At 63.9% G+C, this 16,615-nt stretch carries 11 protein-coding genes; 5 read left to right on the forward strand and 6 right to left on the reverse strand.

Going from position 1 to position 16,615, the window contains the following annotated elements; translation table 11 throughout:
* Nucleotides 1-63 precede the first annotated feature (63 nt).
* Together C9383_RS04310 and C9383_RS04315 are read right to left on the reverse strand one after the other, a co-directional pair.
* Nucleotides 64-1,437 (reverse strand): sensor histidine kinase, encoded by a 1,374-nt coding sequence (locus C9383_RS04310; RefSeq protein ID WP_090371924.1) that lies wholly within the window; start codon nucleotides 1,435-1,437, stop codon nucleotides 64-66.
* Nucleotides 1,415-2,107 (reverse strand): response regulator transcription factor, encoded by a 693-nt coding sequence (locus C9383_RS04315; protein WP_060755448.1) that lies wholly within the window; start codon nucleotides 2,105-2,107, stop codon nucleotides 1,415-1,417. The genes C9383_RS04310 and C9383_RS04315 overlap by 23 nt, the downstream gene beginning before the upstream one ends.
* 116 nt (nucleotides 2,108-2,223) lie before the next feature.
* On the opposite strand from C9383_RS04315, the gene C9383_RS04320 reads away from it, so the two are divergent.
* From C9383_RS04320 to C9383_RS04340, 5 genes are all read left to right on the forward strand, one after another.
* On the forward strand, nucleotides 2,224-2,892 hold the full coding sequence (locus C9383_RS04320; protein ID WP_090371923.1) for a response regulator transcription factor: 669 nt from the start codon (nucleotides 2,224-2,226) through the stop codon (nucleotides 2,890-2,892).
* Between the two features lie 82 nt (nucleotides 2,893-2,974).
* A complete protein-coding gene (locus tag C9383_RS04325) occupies nucleotides 2,975-4,351 on the forward strand; it encodes an efflux transporter outer membrane subunit (protein ID WP_090371922.1) in 1,377 nt (458 codons plus the stop codon).
* A complete protein-coding gene (locus C9383_RS04330) occupies nucleotides 4,348-5,511 on the forward strand; it encodes an efflux RND transporter periplasmic adaptor subunit (protein WP_090371920.1) in 1,164 nt (387 codons plus the stop codon). The genes C9383_RS04325 and C9383_RS04330 overlap by 4 nt, the downstream gene beginning before the upstream one ends.
* Nucleotides 5,508-8,585, forward strand: coding sequence for an efflux RND transporter permease subunit (locus C9383_RS04335; protein WP_090371917.1), 3,078 nt, complete (start codon nucleotides 5,508-5,510; stop codon nucleotides 8,583-8,585). Before C9383_RS04330 ends, C9383_RS04335 begins: the two co-directional genes overlap by 4 nt.
* A 26-nt stretch (nucleotides 8,586-8,611) precedes the next feature.
* Nucleotides 8,612-9,886, forward strand: coding sequence for a sensor histidine kinase (locus C9383_RS04340; RefSeq protein ID WP_060755468.1), 1,275 nt, complete (start codon nucleotides 8,612-8,614; stop codon nucleotides 9,884-9,886).
* 150 nt (nucleotides 9,887-10,036) lie between these two features.
* Here C9383_RS04340 and C9383_RS04345 read toward each other — a convergent pair whose 3' ends face one another.
* The 4 genes from C9383_RS04345 to C9383_RS04360 form a co-directional block, all read right to left on the reverse strand.
* Entirely contained in the window at nucleotides 10,037-11,368 is a 1,332-nt protein-coding gene (locus C9383_RS04345; RefSeq protein ID WP_090371915.1) for a c-type cytochrome, read from the reverse strand.
* A 16-nt stretch (nucleotides 11,369-11,384) separates the two neighbouring features.
* Nucleotides 11,385-13,622, reverse strand: coding sequence for a xanthine dehydrogenase family protein molybdopterin-binding subunit (locus tag C9383_RS04350; protein WP_090371912.1), 2,238 nt, complete (start codon nucleotides 13,620-13,622; stop codon nucleotides 11,385-11,387).
* Nucleotides 13,622-14,074 (reverse strand): (2Fe-2S)-binding protein, encoded by a 453-nt coding sequence (locus tag C9383_RS04355; protein WP_060755441.1) that lies wholly within the window; start codon nucleotides 14,072-14,074, stop codon nucleotides 13,622-13,624. The genes C9383_RS04350 and C9383_RS04355 overlap by 1 nt, the downstream gene beginning before the upstream one ends.
* A 174-nt stretch (nucleotides 14,075-14,248) precedes the next feature.
* Nucleotides 14,249-16,612, reverse strand: coding sequence for a TonB-dependent receptor (locus tag C9383_RS04360; protein WP_090371910.1), 2,364 nt, complete (start codon nucleotides 16,610-16,612; stop codon nucleotides 14,249-14,251).
* Between the last annotated feature and the right edge of the window lie 3 nt (nucleotides 16,613-16,615).

A 16,615-nucleotide genomic window follows, 5' to 3' on the forward strand; every position in this document is an offset into this window, starting at 1 on the left:
GGGCGGCTTCGCCACCCAGCGCGGGGCAAGCCCGCTCACTACAATGCGGGTTTCCACAGGGGGCTAGAGCGTCTTGGCGGTAGTCCTGCCTACCAATTCCACCCGGCACCCAGGCTGCGCATCGCTGACCGTCAGTTGCATGTCATGCAGCCGCGCCACCGCCGCCACCATGCTCAACCCCAGCCCATTGCCCGGTGTGTGCCGGCTCGCTTCGGCGCGATACAAGCGGCGTAGTACCGCCTGGCGCTCGGCTTCGGGAATGCCGGGGCCGTTGTCGGTCACGTGAATGCCGGTCCAGGCCGCATCGGCAATCACGCTCAGCCGCACCTGGCTGTGCCCGGGTGAAAACTTGATGGCGTTATCCAGCAAATTGCACAGCGCATCGAATAACAGTTGCGCATCACCGGCGATGATCACCGGGGTGTCGTGGGTGTCGACGCTGAGGACCGTGCCACGCTCTTCGGCGAGCGGCTCGTAAAGCTCGGCGGCGTCGGCGGCGATCAGGTTGAGGTCGACCGGGGCGAAGTGGCTGCGCCGGGCGCTGTTTTCGATTTCAGAGATGCGCAGCAATGCCTTGAAGGTCAGCAGCAACCCCTTGGCCTCGCTCAGCGCGGCGTCCACGCTGGCGGCATAGTCGGCGGGGGCCATGTCACGGCGTTGTGCACGCTCAAGGCCGGCGATCAGGCGGGTCAAAGGGGTGCGCAGGTCATGGGCGATGTCATCGCACACGCCTTTGACCTCGCTCATCAAGCGTTCCAACTCATCGAGCATGCCGTTGACCACCTGGGCCAGGCGGTCGATGTCGTCGTTGTTGCCGCGTACCGGCAGGCGGCCGCTCAGGTCGCCTTCGATAATGCCTGTGATCGAACGGCTGACCTTGTCCAGGCGACGATGGGCCAGGTAGCCCAGCCCCACCGCGCCCACCAGGCCGACCAGCAGCAACAGCAGCCCGCCGGAGATCAGTGCATTGATCAGCAGTTCGTCGAATTCGCGGATGTCATGCACATCCTGGGCAACCAGCAGCAGCTTGCCGTCATCCAGTCGATGTACGATAAAACGCACGGGCCGGTGGTGCCCGTTGGCCTTGAGCCAGCGAAATTCCTGGGGTTTGTCCAACGCCGTATACGCCGGCAACTGACGAATCGCGCCGGCAATGAACTGCCCCTGTGCATCGAACAGGCTGTGGGGCAGGCGGCCGTCGGTGTCTTGGGCGGCGTGTTTGCGGATTTCATGCAGGCGCAACTCGGCGTCTTGTGCACTGCGGTTTTCCACCTGGCGATACAGCGCGGTATCCGCTTCGGTTTTCAGGTAGAACGAGGTCTGCCAGTAGATATAGCCGAACAACGCCAGGAACGAGCAGCCGAACAGACCCAGAAACAAGAGCCCGGTACGAAAGCTGATGGTCCGCGGGATTTCACTCAGGCGTGCGAAGGACATAGCCGGCTCCTCGCACGGTATGGATCATCTGCCCTTCGCCGTCGCCATCGATTTTACGGCGCAGGCGGCCGATGTGCACTTCGATGACATTGGTGCGCTCGTCGTAGCGGTAATTCCACACGGCCTCGAACAGCATGGTGCGGGTGATGACCAGGCCGGCGTTGCGCATCAGGTGTTCGAGCAGGGCGTATTCGCGCGGGACCAGTTCGATGGTGCGCTCGCCACGGCGTACGGTACGGCGCAGCAGGTCGACTTCCAGGTTGGCCACGCGCAGGTGGGTTTCCGGCGCCGGGGCCACCGGTTCGGCGCGGCGGCGGTTGAGCGCATCCAGGCGAGCGGTCAGCTCAATGAATTCGAAAGGTTTGGTCAGGTAGTCATCGCCACCGGCACGCAGCCCGCGTACGCGTTCATCCAGGGCGCTCAAGGCGCTGAGGATCAGCACCGGCGTGGTGGTGCCCGCCGCGCGCAATGCAGTGAGCACGCCCAGGCCATCGAGGCCGCCGGGCAACATGCGGTCGAGCACGATCAGGTCAAACGGCTCGCTCAAGGCTTTGAGCAGGCCGTCGCGACCGTTCAGCGCCGTGGTCACGCTGAAGCCGTAGTCGATCAGCGCCAGTTCGATTTCGCGGGCGGTGGTTAAGTCGTCTTCAACGACCAGAACATGAGTCATGGCAAGAGAACCGGTCACGTCTTCAGGGCAGAGGTGGCATAGTGTGGCAAAGCCTGGAGCGGCGCCACGTTCCCGCCAGATAAATTAAAGTTTAGATTCGAGCTGGAGATACAAGCGTGCGCATTCTTGTGGTTGAAGATGACGAGCAGACCGCCAACTACCTGCTGCGCGGTTTAAGCGAAAGCGGGCATGTGGTGGATGTGGCCGTGGACGGCACCAGCGGCCTCGGCCTGGCGCTGGAGGGCATTCACGACGTGTTGATCGTCGACCGGCGCCTGCCGGGCCTGGACGGCATTGCCTTGGTCAAGGCACTGCGCGCACGCCAGTCGCGGGTGCCGGTGTTGATGCTCAGCGCCCAATCATCGACTCGCGACAAGGTCGAGGGCCTGCAAGCGGGTTGCGATGATTACCTGTCCAAGCCCTATGCGTTTGCCGAAGTGCTGGCGCGACTCGATGCGTTGCTGCGCGGCCGCGAGCAATCGGGCAGAACCCTGCACGTCGGCGAGTTGCAACTTGACTGCGCCACCCGCACCGCCGTGCGCCAGGGGCGTAGCATTGCCTTGCAGCACCGCGAAGCCCTGTTGCTGGAAAAGCTCATGCGCCACAGTGGCCAGGTGGTGACCCGCGACATGTTGCTCGACAGTGCCTGGGACTATGACTTCGACCCCAACGACAACGTGATCGACAAACACATCCACCGCTTGCGGCGCAAATTGGATGAAGGCTTCGAGTACTCGCTGATCAAGACCATCCCCGGGGCCGGCTACAGTTTCCAGGTTTCTTAAACAAAAGTTTATCGACTGACGAACGCCCTGGCAGGCACCTCTCGCTATCTTCGCCGCATTCTTTAGCGGGGGGCGGGTGCCCATGTCAGTTGCAAGAACCTCTTTATGGCTTGTCGGCCTGCTGCTCAGCGGTTGTTCGATGGTGCCCGATTATCAAACACCCACCTTACCCCTGGCCGCGCAATGGGATGCCGGGGCGTCGGCGTCGGCGGCGCAGGGCGGGCGCTGGTGGCGCGAATTCCACAGCGCCGAGCTGGACCAGTTGATCGCCCGTGGCCTGGCCGCCAACTACACGCTCAAGGCGGCGGTCAGTCGTATCGATGAAGCCCGCGCTTCGTCGCAAGTGGCGGGCGCGGCGCAGTTTCCGGCGCTGAATCTGGGAGGCAACTTCCAACGCCAGAACAATTACGGCACCACACCAAAACGCAGCGTGTTTGCCGAAGCCACCTATGAGCTGGACTTCTGGGGCAAACAGCGTGCAGCGGCAGACTCGGCAGACGCACTGGCCAAGGCTACGGTGTTTGATGCCGGCACCTTGCGTATGAGCTTGAGCGCAAGCATCGCCGACAGTTATTTCCAGGTGCTGTCCCTGCAAGAGCGCCTGCGCCTGGCCCAATCCATCGCCGACGATGCGCGCCAAGTGCTCGACCTGGTGGAGGTGCAAGCCCGCCAGGGCGCCGTGTCCAACCTGGAAGTGGCCCAGCAGCGCAACGCCCTGCAAACCTTCGAAGCGGCCATGCCACCGCTGCGCCAGCAGCGCGACCAGGCGTTGTATCAATTGGCGGTGCTGGTCGGAGCGCCGCCCGAGGGCTTCCATTTGCAAGGGGAGGGGCTCAAGGGTCTGCAAATTCCGCAGCCGACCACGGGCCTGCCGATTGGGCTGCTGCGCCAGCGCCCGGACATTCAGGCCGCCGAAGCGCGCCTGGTATCGGCCAACTTCGATGTCGGCGTGGCGCGTGCAGCGTTTCTGCCCAACCTGTCCCTGGACCTGCTGGGCGGTATCGACACCCTGGCCGGCGGGCAAATCTGGAGCGCCATCGGCACCCTCAGCCAGCCGCTGTTCCAAGGCGGCCAACTCAAGGGCCAACTGCATTTCGATCAAGCCCATGTGCAGGAGCTGACCGCCAGCTACCGCGAATCGATCATCGAGGCCCTGCAAGACGTCGAGACCCAACTGAGCGCTACCCGTGAGCTGGACAAGAGCTACGCGCTCAACCAGGCCGCTGTCGACTCGGCCCGCGAAGCCGCGCGCCTGGCCCAGGTGCGCTACCGCTTGGGCTCCACCGATTTCCAGACGCTGTTGATCGTCGAGCGCACCCAGTACCAGGCCGAAGACAGCCTGCTTCAGGTGCGCCTGCAGCATTTACAGGCCGCCGTCGGTTTGTTCCGCGCTCTGGGTGGGGACTTCTCCGTCGCCGGCCTTGCTTCCCAATCTCCCGTACAGGTGGCTCAGCCATGAGTGTCTCCAATTCCCGTCATCGCCTGGTTCTGGGCACCCTGATCGTGCTGTCGCTGGCCGCCGTGGCCGGGGGCGTTCATTGGGTCCGGCGCGCGCAGGCCGCACCGCTGCCGGTGGAGGCAAGTGCCGTGCCGGTACGTTTGTCGACGGTCAGCCGTCAGGACTTGCCGATCTGGATCAGCGCCATCGGCAATGTGCAGGCGCTCAACAGCGTCAATGTGCGGGTGCGGGTCGACGGCGAGTTGCAAAAGATCCTGTTCAACGAAGGCCAGATGGTCAGCGCCGGCAGCCTGCTCGCGGTGATCGACCCACGGGTGTATCAGGCGCAAGTCGCCCAGGCCCAGGCACTGGTGGCTAAAGATCAGGCACAACTGGCCAACCTGCGTGTCGACCTCGACCGCGCCAGCAAATTGGCCGCCGCCAAGGCCGGGCCGACCCAGGATGTGGACACCTTCCGTGCCCAACTGGCTGCGCAACAGGCCACGGTGCAGGCTGATCAGGCCGCGCTGGACAGCGCACGCCTGCAGTTGGAGTTCACCCAGGTCAAGGCGCCGTTCACCGGGCGCACCGGCCAGCGCCTGCTGGATGTCGGCGCTATTGCCCACGGCGCCGAGGCCACGGGGCTGGTGACCATTACCCAGATGAACCCGATTTCGGTGGCGTTTGCCGTGTCCCAGGATGACTTGGCCGAGATTCTTCAAGAGAACGCCAAGGGCGCGTTGCAGGTGGTGGCGATGACCCGCGATGGCCGCCAGGCGATTGCGCAGGGGCGCTTGAGCTTTATCGACAGCCAGGTGGCGGCGGCCAGCGGTCAGGTGCAGCTCAAGGCGCAATTCGATAACACCGCCGGCCAGCTGTGGCCGGGTGAACTGGTCAGCGCGCGCTTGCTGGTGCAAACCCACCAGGATGTGACTGTGGTACCTGCCGAGGCCGTGCAGTTCGGCCGCCAAGGCAATTTTGTGTACGTGGTGGGCGACGATCAGCGCTTGCAACCCCGGCAGGTCGACGCCGGTACCGTGGTCGACGGCAAACAGTGGATTCGCCAGGGCTTGAACGCCGGGGAAACCGTCGTGGTACAAGGCCAATCCCGTGTCGCCCCCGGCGTCAAGGTGATGCCCGCCAACACCGACACTGCCGTGCTGGCGGAGACCAAGCCATGAGGGGCCTGGCCGGTTTGATTCAACGCCGCGTCGGCCTCAGCCTGTTGGCGGTGGGCGTGATGCTGCTGGGCGCGTTTGCCTACTTCCAGTTGCCGGTGGCACCGCTGCCGACCGTGGATTTCCCGACGATTCAGGTCACCGCCAAACTCTCCGGCGCCAGCGCCGAAACCATGGCCTCCTCGGTGGCGACGCCGTTGGAGCGGGCGTTCGCCGCCGTGCCGCAAGTCACCTCGATGACCTCATCGAGCGCCGCCGGCAAGACTCAGATCGTCCTGCAGTTCGATCTCAACCGTGACATCGACGGTGCGGCCCAGGATGTGCAGACCGCGATCAATACCGCCACGCCCAACCTGCCCAAGACGATGTCCAGCGCGCCGACCTTCAACAAGGTCAACCCGGCCGAAGGCACCGTGCTGTCCCTGGCGGTCACGTCGCCCACACGCACCTTGCCGGAGCTGGACCGCTACGCCGACAACTACATCGCCCAGCGCCTGTCGCAGATGCCCGGTGTGGGTCTGGTGGATTTTCACGGTGAACAGAAACCTGCCGTGCGCGTGCAGATCGACCCGGATGCGCTGGCCGCCCGTGACCTGACGCTGGAGGACGTGCGCAGCGTGATCGGTGTCAGCACGCTCGATCAACCCAAGGGCAGCCTCGACGGGCCCAGCCGCTCCATCACCCTTGGCGCCACCGACCAGATGCTTGACCCGCAGCATTACCGGGACCAGGTCATCGCCTATAAAAATGGCATGCCGATCAAGCTCGGCGACCTCGGCCGCGTCATCGCCGGGGCCGAAGACACCCAGCAAGCCGCCCAGTTGGGGCGTGAGCCGACGGTGATCGTCGATATTCATAAACAGCCGGGCTTCAACCTGCTGTCGACGATCGCCACGCTCAAGGCCAAGTTGCCTGAACTCACCGCTTCGTTGCCGCGCGATGTGCAGGTCCAGGTGGTCGGCGATCGCACGCAAACCATCGAAGCCTCGGTCAACGACATGCAATTCACCTTGCTGCTGTCTATCGCGCTGGTGGTCGTGGTGATCTTTATCTTCTTGCGCAAGGCCACGGCCACGCTGATTCCGAGCCTGACCATCCCGCTGTCGCTGGTGGCCACGTTCGGCGTGATGTACCTGTTGGGCTATAGCCTCGACAACCTGTCGATCATGGGCCTGGCGATTGCCGTGGGTTTTGTGGTGGACGATGCCATTGTGGTGATGGAAAACATCGTGCGTCACCTGGAAATGGGCAAGTCGCGCTTGCAGTCGGCGGTGGATGGCCTGCGCGAAGTAGCGTTCACCATTGTGTCGATGACGGTGTCATTGATTGCGGTATTCCTGCCGATTTTGTTGATGTCGGGGATCGTCGGGCGCTTGATGCGCGAGTTTGCAGTGACGGTCAGCGTGGCGATCCTGATGTCGTGCATCGTTTCGCTGACCATTACGCCCATGCTTTGCGCCTGGCTGCTCAAACCTCACGCCGAGCAACCAGAGGGACGCTTCGCCCAGGCGTGCGAGCGCGCCTTCACGCGCTTGCACAATGGCTACCGACGCAGCCTGGACTGGGTGCTGGACCATCAGCGCATGACCCTGGCGGTCGCCATTGCGACCTTGGCCGCTACGGCGGTGCTGTACGTAGGCATTCCCAAGGGCTTCTTCCCACAGCAGGACAACGGCCTGATCCAGGGTGTGGCCGAAGCGGCGCCGGATATCTCGCCGTCGGCGATGCGTGCCCAGGTCAACCGCGCCGCCGAAGTCATCGGCCAAGACCCCGCGGTGGCACGCGTGTATTTCTGGATCGGTCCCAACCCGACCGTCAGCCAGGGCAAGGTGATGATCAACCTCAAGCCCTTCAGCGAGCGCACCGCCAGTGCCGCTGACGTGATCCGTCGCTTGCAGCCGGCGCTGGATCGCCTGGACGGTGTGAAAGTGTTCATGCAGGCCAACCAGGACATCCAGATCGGCGGTCGCGCCAGCAAGACCCAATACCAATACACCCTGCAAGACCCGGACAGCGTTGAATTGGACCACTGGAGCGGCGTGCTGCTGGCCAAGCTCAAGACCTTGGCGCAACTGCAGCATGTGACCTCCGACCAGCAGCAGGCCATCGCCCAGTCGACCCTGGTGATCGACCGCCCGACCGCCGCGCGCCTGGGCGTGACGGTGCAGGCGATTGATGACGTGCTGTACGACGCCTTCGGCCAGCGCCAGGTCGCAACGATGTTCACCCAATTGGACCAGAACCATGTGATCCTCGAACTCGACCCGAGCTGGCAAACCTCCACCGCCACCCTGGCGCATCTGTTTGTGCGCGCCAGTTCCGGCGCGCGGGTGCCGCTCAACCTGCTGGCGAGCGTGCAGACCGAGCAAGTGCCGATCATCATCAACCATCAGGGCGTGTTCCCGGCGATTACGCTGTCGTTCGACCTGGCGCCCGGCCAAGCCCTGAGCAATGCCGTGGATGCCATCAACCAGGCGAGCCTGGCGGTGGCGATGCCGGACACCGTGGTCGGCAGTTTCCAGGGGACCGCCCAGGCGTTCCAGGACTCGCTGAAGTCGCAACCGTGGTTGATCCTGGCGGCGATCCTCACGGTGTACATCGTGCTCGGTGTGCTTTACGAGAACGCGATTCACCCACTGACGATTATTTCGACGTTGCCGTCTGCCGGGTTTGGCGCCTTGCTGGCGCTGATGCTGTGCGGCCAGGACCTGTCGGTGCTGGGCATGATCGGCATCATCCTGCTGATCGGCATCGTCAAGAAAAACGCGATCATGATCGTCGACTTCACCTTGCAGGCCCAGCAGCAGGGTATGTCGCCCCGCGAGGCGGTGCGCGAAGGCTGCTTGCTGCGCTTGCGGCCGATCCTGATGACCTCGCTGGCCGCTTTGCTGGGCGCGGTGCCGCTGGCGTTCGGGCATGGGGCCGGGGCTGAATTGCGCCAACCGTTGGGTATCGCGATTGTCGGCGGGTTGGCGGTTTCGCAGATTCTTACGCTATACACCACTCCCGTAGTCTATCTTTGGTTCGAACGGCGGCGTCGCAAGGCACTGCCCGACACCAAGGGTATTGCGGTTTGAACGCGGCAGTGGAACCTCGTATGGGCATGGATTTCAGGCAAAGCCTGACGAAGCGGATCGTGATTGTGTTTGCCCTGATGAGTGCCTTTGTAGCGGGAGTGTTTGCCGCAGGTATCGTGGCGACCGTGCATGTCGTCGAGTCCAAACTCACCAGTGCCGACCTTGGGGGCGGCTTGAACCGTCTGTTGCGCCAGGACGATGCTGGCGCCTGGAGCCACCACCCGGAAAAAGACGAGTTGTTTTTTGCCCAGGGCGAGTCGGGCGACATGGCCCTCGACCCGGCCCTGGCCACGCTGGCGCCGGGGTTCCAGGAAATCGAGTATCAGGGGCAGTCTTACTACGCGGTTTCCCAGGTGGTGGACGGTCGCCAATATGTGCTGCTGCGTAACCAGGAAAGCTTCGAGCAACGCGAGCGCGTGCTGTTCGCTGCGGTGGCGGTGGGTTTTGTGCTGAGCATTCTGCTGGCGATCCTGTTGGGCCGCTTGTTGGCTCGTCGGGTCATGGCGCCCGTGATCCGCCTGGCGCGGCAGGTGCGCCATCGTGATCAGTTGCTGGACGTGGCGCCGCCCCTGCATCCGGACTACGCGGTAGATGAGGTGGGGGAGTTGGCCCTGTCCTTCGATAAGACCCTGGGTCGGCTGCGCGACGCGTTGAGCCGGGAAAAGCTCTTCACCAGTGACGTCAGCCACGAATTGCGCACGCCGCTGATGGTATTGGCCAGCTCCTGTGAGCTGTTGCTCAGTGACCCCTCCCTGGATCAGCGCTCGGCAGCGCAGGTCGGCCGCATTGCCCGGGCCAGCGATGAAATGCGCCAACTGGTGGACACCTTCCTGATGCTGGCGCGGGCTTCGGATGCCCGGGAAAATGGCGCGCAGGCCACCCTGAAAGAGGTGGCCGACGGTTTGGTCGAGATCTGGGGGCGGATGATTCGCGAAAAAGGCTTGACGTTCATCTATGCCAGCGAACACGCCTCGTCGCAGTTGTACAACCAGACGTTCCTGCAATCGGTCATGGGCAACCTTCTGCGCAATGCCTGGCACTACACCGACCAAGGGTTTATTCGCCTGACCCTGAGTGAGCATGGCTTCAGTGTGGAAGACAGTGGCATCGGCATTCCCGATGACAAGCGCGAAGCGATGTTCCAACCCTTCGTACGCGGCGAACAAAGCCGTGGCGAAGGGTTGGGCCTGGGCCTGTCGCTGGTGCAGCGGATTTGCGGCATTCAGCAATGGCAGGTCGACCTCACCGCCAGAGAGCCGAACGGCTGTTGTTTCGCCGTGAGCCTGGAACGCAACGCTTGATCAATGGATGCACCGCGATCCAAATGTGGGACGGGGCTTGCTCCCGATGGTGGTGGGTCAGTCGGCAGATATACCCACTGACCCACCGCCATCGGGAGCAAGTCGAATCGTTGCACCGCCCCTCCCACATTTAACCGAGGAGCGGCTTGTTTAGCGCATATGCAGGATGATCGGGCTGCTGCTGGCCGGGTCGGTATGCCCGCGCAGCTTGTTCACCGCTGATGCCTCAACCGCGCCGCCATGGTTGCCCCAGGTACTGCGCACGTAACTCAGCACTTCGGCGATTTCTGCGTCCGACAACTGCTCACGAAACGCCGGCATGCGGTACGCGTCCGGCATGCCGGCGGTCACGACCCGTTGTGAGCCGTTGAGGGTGATGTTGATCGCTGAGGCACTTTCCGTCGCCAACGCCGAGGTAGCACCGGCCAGGGGCGGCATCCACTCGGGCTGGCCCTTGCCGTCCGCGCCGTGGCAGGACGCGCAGCGGGTGGCGTAGGTGTGGGCGCCGGGGCGGGTGTCGACGGCGGCGTTCTGGTATTGCCAGGGCGTGCCGTCACGCTGCGGGTCGCCGGGCAGTGACTTGAGGTAATGGGCGATGGCTGTCAGGTCCTCGTCGTTCATGAACTGGGTGGAGTTATTGAACGCCTCGGTCATCGAGCCATATACCACGGCATGCCGGTTGCGACCGGTCTTGAGAAACTGCACGATCTCAGGCTCGCTCCAGCGGCCCAACCCGGTGTTGGGGTCCTGACGCAGGCTGGGTGCATACCAGCCGTCGAGCAGGGCGCCGGCGAGGAACGGGGTGCCGGAGTCATCCAGGGCTTTTTCATTGAAGGCCAGGCCGCGCGGTGTGTGGCAACTGCCGCAGTGGCCGGGCCCCTGGACGATATAGGCGCCGCGATTCCATTGCGCATCCTGGCCGGGTTTGGCCGCGTACGGGGCGCTGGGCGCAAACAGGCCGTTCCAGAGTGCAATGGGCCAGCGCATATTCAACGGCCAGGGAATATCACTGGGGATATTGGGTTGGTTGGAAGGCTGCACGCCCTTCATGAAAAACGCGTACAGCGCACGCATGTCGTCATCGCTGAGCTTGACGTAGGACGGGTAGGGCATGGCCGGGTAAAGCCGTCGCCCGCCGGGTGCCACGCCGTGGCGCACCGCACGGTCAAAGTCGGCCAGGGTGTAGGCGCCGATACCGGCGCCCTTGTCAGGCGTGATGTTGGTGGCATGAATCGCCCCCAACGGCGTGGCCATCTCCAGGCCACCGGCGAAGGGTGCCTTGCCCGGCAGGCTGTGGCAGGCCACGCAGTCACTGACGCGGGCGACATACTCGCCGCGACTGACCAGGCCCGGGTCAAAGGTCTGCTCCTGCTCGAAAGGCGTGGCGGGCTGGCGTGTGACATACCAGGCCAGCGCGCCGGCCGCGACCAGGGCGGCCAGCACCAGCCAGCCTGCGGTTCTTGCGAATCGTGGGTTGTTCATGGGCGGTTCCTGTCGGTTAGGCGAACGTATATCGGCTCAATGGCAGGCTGCGGATGCGCTGGCCGGTCAGATGTGCCACCGCATTGGCCACGGCGGGCGCCACTGCAGGCAGCGGCGGCTCACCGATACCGCCCATTTTTTCGCCACTCTCGACGATCTTCACGTGCACCTGCGCCATGCGCGAAGGCGGCAGGATCGGGTACAGGTCGTAATTGCGCGCCCGGGGTTTGCCGTCTACCCACACCGACTCTTCCACCAAGGTCTGCGACAAGCCCAACGCCACGGCGCCATGCACCTGCGCCTCGACAATCGCCGGGTTGACGATGCTGCCCGGGTCGATCGCTTCCCAGATGTGATGCACCTTGACCTGGCCATTTTCAATCGAGACTTCGGCGACCACCGCCGCCTGGGAGCCGAACGGCGAGGCCATGGCGATGCCGCGGGCGCGTCGGCTGCCGTCTTCTGCGGTGTACGGCCCGCGCTTCCAGCCGCCGGAGAGTTCCGCCGCCGCTTGCAGCAGGGTGGTCAGCCGCTTGTTGTCGCGCAACAGGTGCAGGCGCAACTCGTAGGGGTCGTGGCCACCTTTGTCGGCCAGTTCATCAAGGAACGCCTCGTAGAAGAAGTCGTTGAGCGAATTGCCCACCGAACGCCAGTAGCCGAGCATGGGCGCGCCTTTGACGTAGATCTGCGCGATGCGTTTGTTCGGGATCGCGTAGGCTTTGCCCGACAGCCCTTCAAGGGCCGTGGGATCGATTTTATCGCCCTGTTTGCCGGCAAGGGCTTCGGTCGGGCCTTCGGTGGCGCTGACCGCCTCGAGGGCGACCGGCAGGCCCTTGTCGTCCAGCGCAGCGCGGAACTTGACCACGGCGACCGGGCGCAGCACGTCACGCAGGAACTCTTCTTCACGGCTCCAGATCAACTTGACCGGGCGACCGACTGCCTTGGCCAAGGCAATGGCCTGCGGATACGGGTTGGCCGAGTCATACAGGAAATGACGGCCGAAAAAACCACCGAGCAACGGCGAGTGCAGGGTGATCTTCGCGGGGTCGAGCCCGGTGCGCTTGGCGATATCGCCGCGGAACATGTCCGGCGCCTGGTTGGGCAGCCAGACCTCCAGCGTGCCGTCGGGGTTGAAGCGTGCCAGGGCCGACGGTGGCTCCAGTTGGGCGTGGTTCAGGTATTGGTTGTGGTAGGTGGCTTCGACCTTGGTTTTGGCATTTGCGAGCGTACCGGCCACATCGCCTTCTTTTTCGTCGTCACGGGCCGGCCCCTGTTGGGCGGCAAGGAAGTCACGGTGCTTGTCGCTGGAAAAATCCGCAGGCATGACCCGCAGCGGCGAGTCGGCCTGCGCTTCCAGCCAGTCCACCTGGATCGCCTCGACGGCACGCTTGGCATGCCACCAGCGTTCGGCAACCACGGCCACTGCGCCGGGCAGTTGATGGACCGAGTGCACCCCCTTCATCGCTTCGACCTGCGCCTGGTTGCGCAGGCTGCCGACGGTCATGCCCAGGCGCGGCGCATGTTGCACGGCGGCGTGGAGCATGTTGTCGACCTTGAGGTCGATGCTGTATTGCGTCTTGCCGGTGGACTTGTCGTAGGCATCCAGGCGCTTGACCGGCTTGCCGATCCAGCGGAACTGGCTTGGATCACGCAGGGTGATCGTTGCCGGATCGGGCACCGGCATGTCCAGCGCGCGACCGGCCAGTTCGCCATAACCCACCGAGCGGCCGGAGGCTGTATGCACGACGCGGCCGGGTTGCGTGGTCAATTGGGCCACGGGCACGCCGAGCTGTTCGGCACCGGCCTGCAGCAGCATGGCGCGGGCCAGGGCGCCGAGGCGGCGCATGGTCGGGTAGCTCATCCGCACCGACATACTGCCGCCGGTGATGCGCATGCCGTTTTCCATCACCACATAGGCTTCACCGGGCGGGGCAGCCTCGACGATAAAGGTGGCGGGGTCGGCATCCAGCTCTTCGCCGACAATCTGCGCCATGGCGGTGTGGGTGCCTTGGCCGCCTTCCATGAATGGGCTGCGCAGGTGAATGCTGCCGTCCGGGCGGATTTCCAGGAACGCCGGCACCTGGGTGCCCCGTTCTGCGGCGTTGGCTGTGGCTGCCAATGCCCTGGGCGAACTCAGCGGCAGGCCAAAGCCAATGACCAGCGCGCCCACGGCGGTGCCGGCAAGGAAACGACGGCGGGACAGGTTGACCGGATCGCCCAGGGGCAAGTCGAGGTTTTTGTCGGAGGTATTCATCAGACGACCTCCTTCGCCAGGTCCTGCATGGCGGTATGGATCGCGTTATAGGTGCCGCAGCGGCATAGGTTGACCATCGCCGCGTCGATCTGCGCCGGCGTGGGCGCTGGGGTGTGCTTGAGCAGCGCCGTGGCCGCCATTACCTGCCCGGACTGGCAGTAACCACACTGCGCCACCTGATGTTCGACCCAGGCCGCGACCACGCGTTTGCCTACGTCATCATTTTCAACGGCCTCGATGGTGGTGATCTCCCGTCCCACCACGCCGGCCACCGGCGTCACGCAGGAGCGCACCACGTTGCCGTCCACCAGCACCGAACAGGCACCACACTGGGCCAGCCCGCAACCGTATTTAGTGCCGGTCAGCCCCAGGTCATCGCGGATAACCCACAACAAGGGCGTGTCGGCGTCGGCCTCAACCTGATAGGCCTTTTGGTTTATACGTAATTCCATGGCTGGGTCACCTGCTGATCATCGGTTGGTGGTGCTGATTTCTTATAGGAGTGGTGCGACAACAAGTCGCCCATCGTCGAACTCTAGACCAGCGCGCAAGGGGGATCTATCCGCTAGTCGGCAAGTTCAGAGGATCAGGCAAGTATTCGAGAGGATTGGGTGAGCGTACGGGTTTCAGAAATCGACGGTGGCTGATAGCACGAGGGTGCGCGGCGCGCCTTGGGAGAAGGCACCGTAGGAAGCCACGCCGGACCAATAATGGCGGTCGAACAGGTTTTGCACCGAGGCACGGAATGTGGTCGGTCGTTCGGCGATGCGCGTGCTGTATCGCGCGCCGGCATCGATGCGGGTCCAGGGGGCCAGTTGCTGGGTGTTGTCCTGGTTGACGTATTGGCTGGCGGTGTAGAGCGTGCCGCCGGTCAGCGTCAGCCCTTCTGCCCAGGGCACATCCCATTCGGTCCAGAGGTTGGCCTGCGCCTTGGGTGCACCCACCGGGGTATTGCCCAGGTCGGCGGCAACGCCGGTTCGGGTCAATTGCGCATCCAGCAACGTAATACCGCCGAGCAGGCGCACGCCTTGGGCGACTTCGCCCAGCAGGCTCAACTCCAGGCCACGATTGCGTTGTTCACCCTGTACTGAAAATCTCCCGTTGACCAATTCGCCACTGGGCTTGGAAATCTGGAACAGCGCCAGGGTCGACATGAAGGTGCCGTAGTCGAGTTTCAAGCCGAGTTCGTGCTGCCTCGAAACGTAAGGCGTAAAGACCTCACCGGCGTTCGAGGCGTTGGCGGGGGCAATGTCACCCTTGCTCAGACCTTCGACGTAGTTGTAATAGAGCGACACATGCTCCCACGGCTTGACCACCGCGCCGAACAGCGGTGTGGTCTTGCCTGCGTCGTAGGGCGTGGCCACCGTGCCGCTCGCAGTGTAGTTATGCGACTGGATGTGCTGCTGGCGCAGGCCGACGGTCATTTGCACACGTTGCTCCAGCAGCGACAGGGTATCGGCAATGGCGACGCCGGACAGTTCGGAAGTGGAGACCTTCAGGGCGTCCGGCTTGGCAATCGATGGCTCAGGGTGGTCGACGGGATGGTAGAGGTTGGACAGGATCGGCGTACCGGAATTGATCCCGCGCGACAGCTCGTCGCGATAACGGCTGACCTGCACGGTGGTGCTGTGGCTGATCGGGCCGGTATCGAAGTGCAGGCGTGCACCGCCATCCACTGTGTAGCGCCGGACCTCGAAACGGTAATAGCCAGGGGTCGATGAGGTGTCGCCGGCGGTATTGATGATTGTGGGTGTCTGATCGGACAGGCGTGCCACGCCCGATTGGCCGCCACCGGCATGGGTGAATACGGTGAGTGTGTCGCTCAGGTCGTACTCTGCGCTGAACAGGGCGGATTTATCCCGGGTTTTCGACCAGCCCCATTCCTGGCTCACGTTGGTACGCCCATTGGCGGCGTCGGGAATTTTTATACCTGGGGCGATCAGGAACGGTCGGGAAGCGGCGTCGAATTGTTCCTGTTGGGCGATCAGGTCCAGGCTGGTACGCAAGCGGTCACCCTGGTAATCGAGGGACAGGGCACCGATGTCGACTGCACGCGATTGCGCGTCGACGCGTGTATCGCCTTGTTGCACGCCGCCATTGAAGCGCACACCGAAGCGGCGTTCGTCGCCGAAGCGTCGGCTGATATCGATCCGATTCGCGACGTGCGCATCTTGTGCGTAGCTGGCGGTGTAACGGGTCAGGTCCTCATCCAGGGAGCGTTTGGGCACCACGTTGATCACCCCGCCGACAGCGCTGTTCGGCGAGATGCCGTAGAGCAGGGCGCCCGGGCCTTTGACCACTTCGACACGCTCGGCGTAGTCGGTGAAGACCCGATAGTTGGCAGCCACACCGTACACGCCGTCGAACGCCAGCTCACCGAGGTTGCCTTCCCCGACAGGAAAGCCGCGTATGAAGAACGAATCGACAATCCCGCCCGCCTGGCCGGTGGAGCGCACCGATGAGTCTCGTTCCAGCACATCGCCTACCGTCACGGCCTGCTGGTCCTGGATCAGCGACGCGGTGTAGGTGCTGAGGCTGAAGGGCGCGTCCATCACATCCGTATTGCCCAGCATACCCAGGCGCCCACCGGCGGCGGCCTGGCCGCCCGAGTAGGGCTGCGGCAAACTCTCGGTACGGGGTGTAACGCCGTTGACCGTGGTGGCGGACAGAATGACCTGGCGCAGCATCAGGGTATAACTGCCGTCGTCGCGCGGCACCATCTCCAGGCCACTGCCGGCCAGCAAACGCGTGACGGCTTGCTGGGCCGAGTAAGTCCCGGACAGCCCTGGGCTGGTGCGCCCTTCGGTCAAGGCCGGCAGGAACGACAGGGCAATACCGGCGTCCATGGCGAAACCCGACAGCGTGGGGCCCAGTGGTCCAGGGGCAATCCGGTAGGTGCGTGGGCTGAGCGAATCCAACGGTGGTGGGGTGGCTGCCAGGGCCGCGCCGGCTAGCGCCAGGCTGAGCAGCGTGCTGCGAATGACGAGCATGAA

The sequence above is a fragment of the Pseudomonas palleroniana genome, assembly GCF_003031675.1.
Taxonomy (GTDB): domain Bacteria; phylum Pseudomonadota; class Gammaproteobacteria; order Pseudomonadales; family Pseudomonadaceae; genus Aquipseudomonas; species Aquipseudomonas palleroniana.

Coding starts and splice junctions, on each gene's coding strand:
- C9383_RS04325 (WP_090371922.1), top strand. CDS start 2,975: ATGTCAGTTGCAAGAACCTCTTTATGGCTTGTCGGCCTGCTGCTCAGC.
- C9383_RS04335 (WP_090371917.1), top strand. CDS start 5,508: ATGAGGGGCCTGGCCGGTTTGATTCAACGCCGCGTCGGCCTCAGCCTG.
- C9383_RS04345 (WP_090371915.1), bottom strand. CDS start 11,368: ATGAACAACCCACGATTCGCAAGAACCGCAGGCTGGCTGGTGCTGGCC.
- C9383_RS04330 (WP_090371920.1), top strand. CDS start 4,348: ATGAGTGTCTCCAATTCCCGTCATCGCCTGGTTCTGGGCACCCTGATC.
- C9383_RS04360 (WP_090371910.1), bottom strand. CDS start 16,612: ATGCTCGTCATTCGCAGCACGCTGCTCAGCCTGGCGCTAGCCGGCGCG.
- C9383_RS04315 (WP_060755448.1), bottom strand. CDS start 2,107: ATGACTCATGTTCTGGTCGTTGAAGACGACTTAACCACCGCCCGCGAA.
- C9383_RS04310 (WP_090371924.1), bottom strand. CDS start 1,437: ATGTCCTTCGCACGCCTGAGTGAAATCCCGCGGACCATCAGCTTTCGT.
- C9383_RS04340 (WP_060755468.1), top strand. CDS start 8,612: ATGGATTTCAGGCAAAGCCTGACGAAGCGGATCGTGATTGTGTTTGCC.
- C9383_RS04355 (WP_060755441.1), bottom strand. CDS start 14,074: ATGGAATTACGTATAAACCAAAAGGCCTATCAGGTTGAGGCCGACGCC.
- C9383_RS04350 (WP_090371912.1), bottom strand. CDS start 13,622: ATGAATACCTCCGACAAAAACCTCGACTTGCCCCTGGGCGATCCGGTC.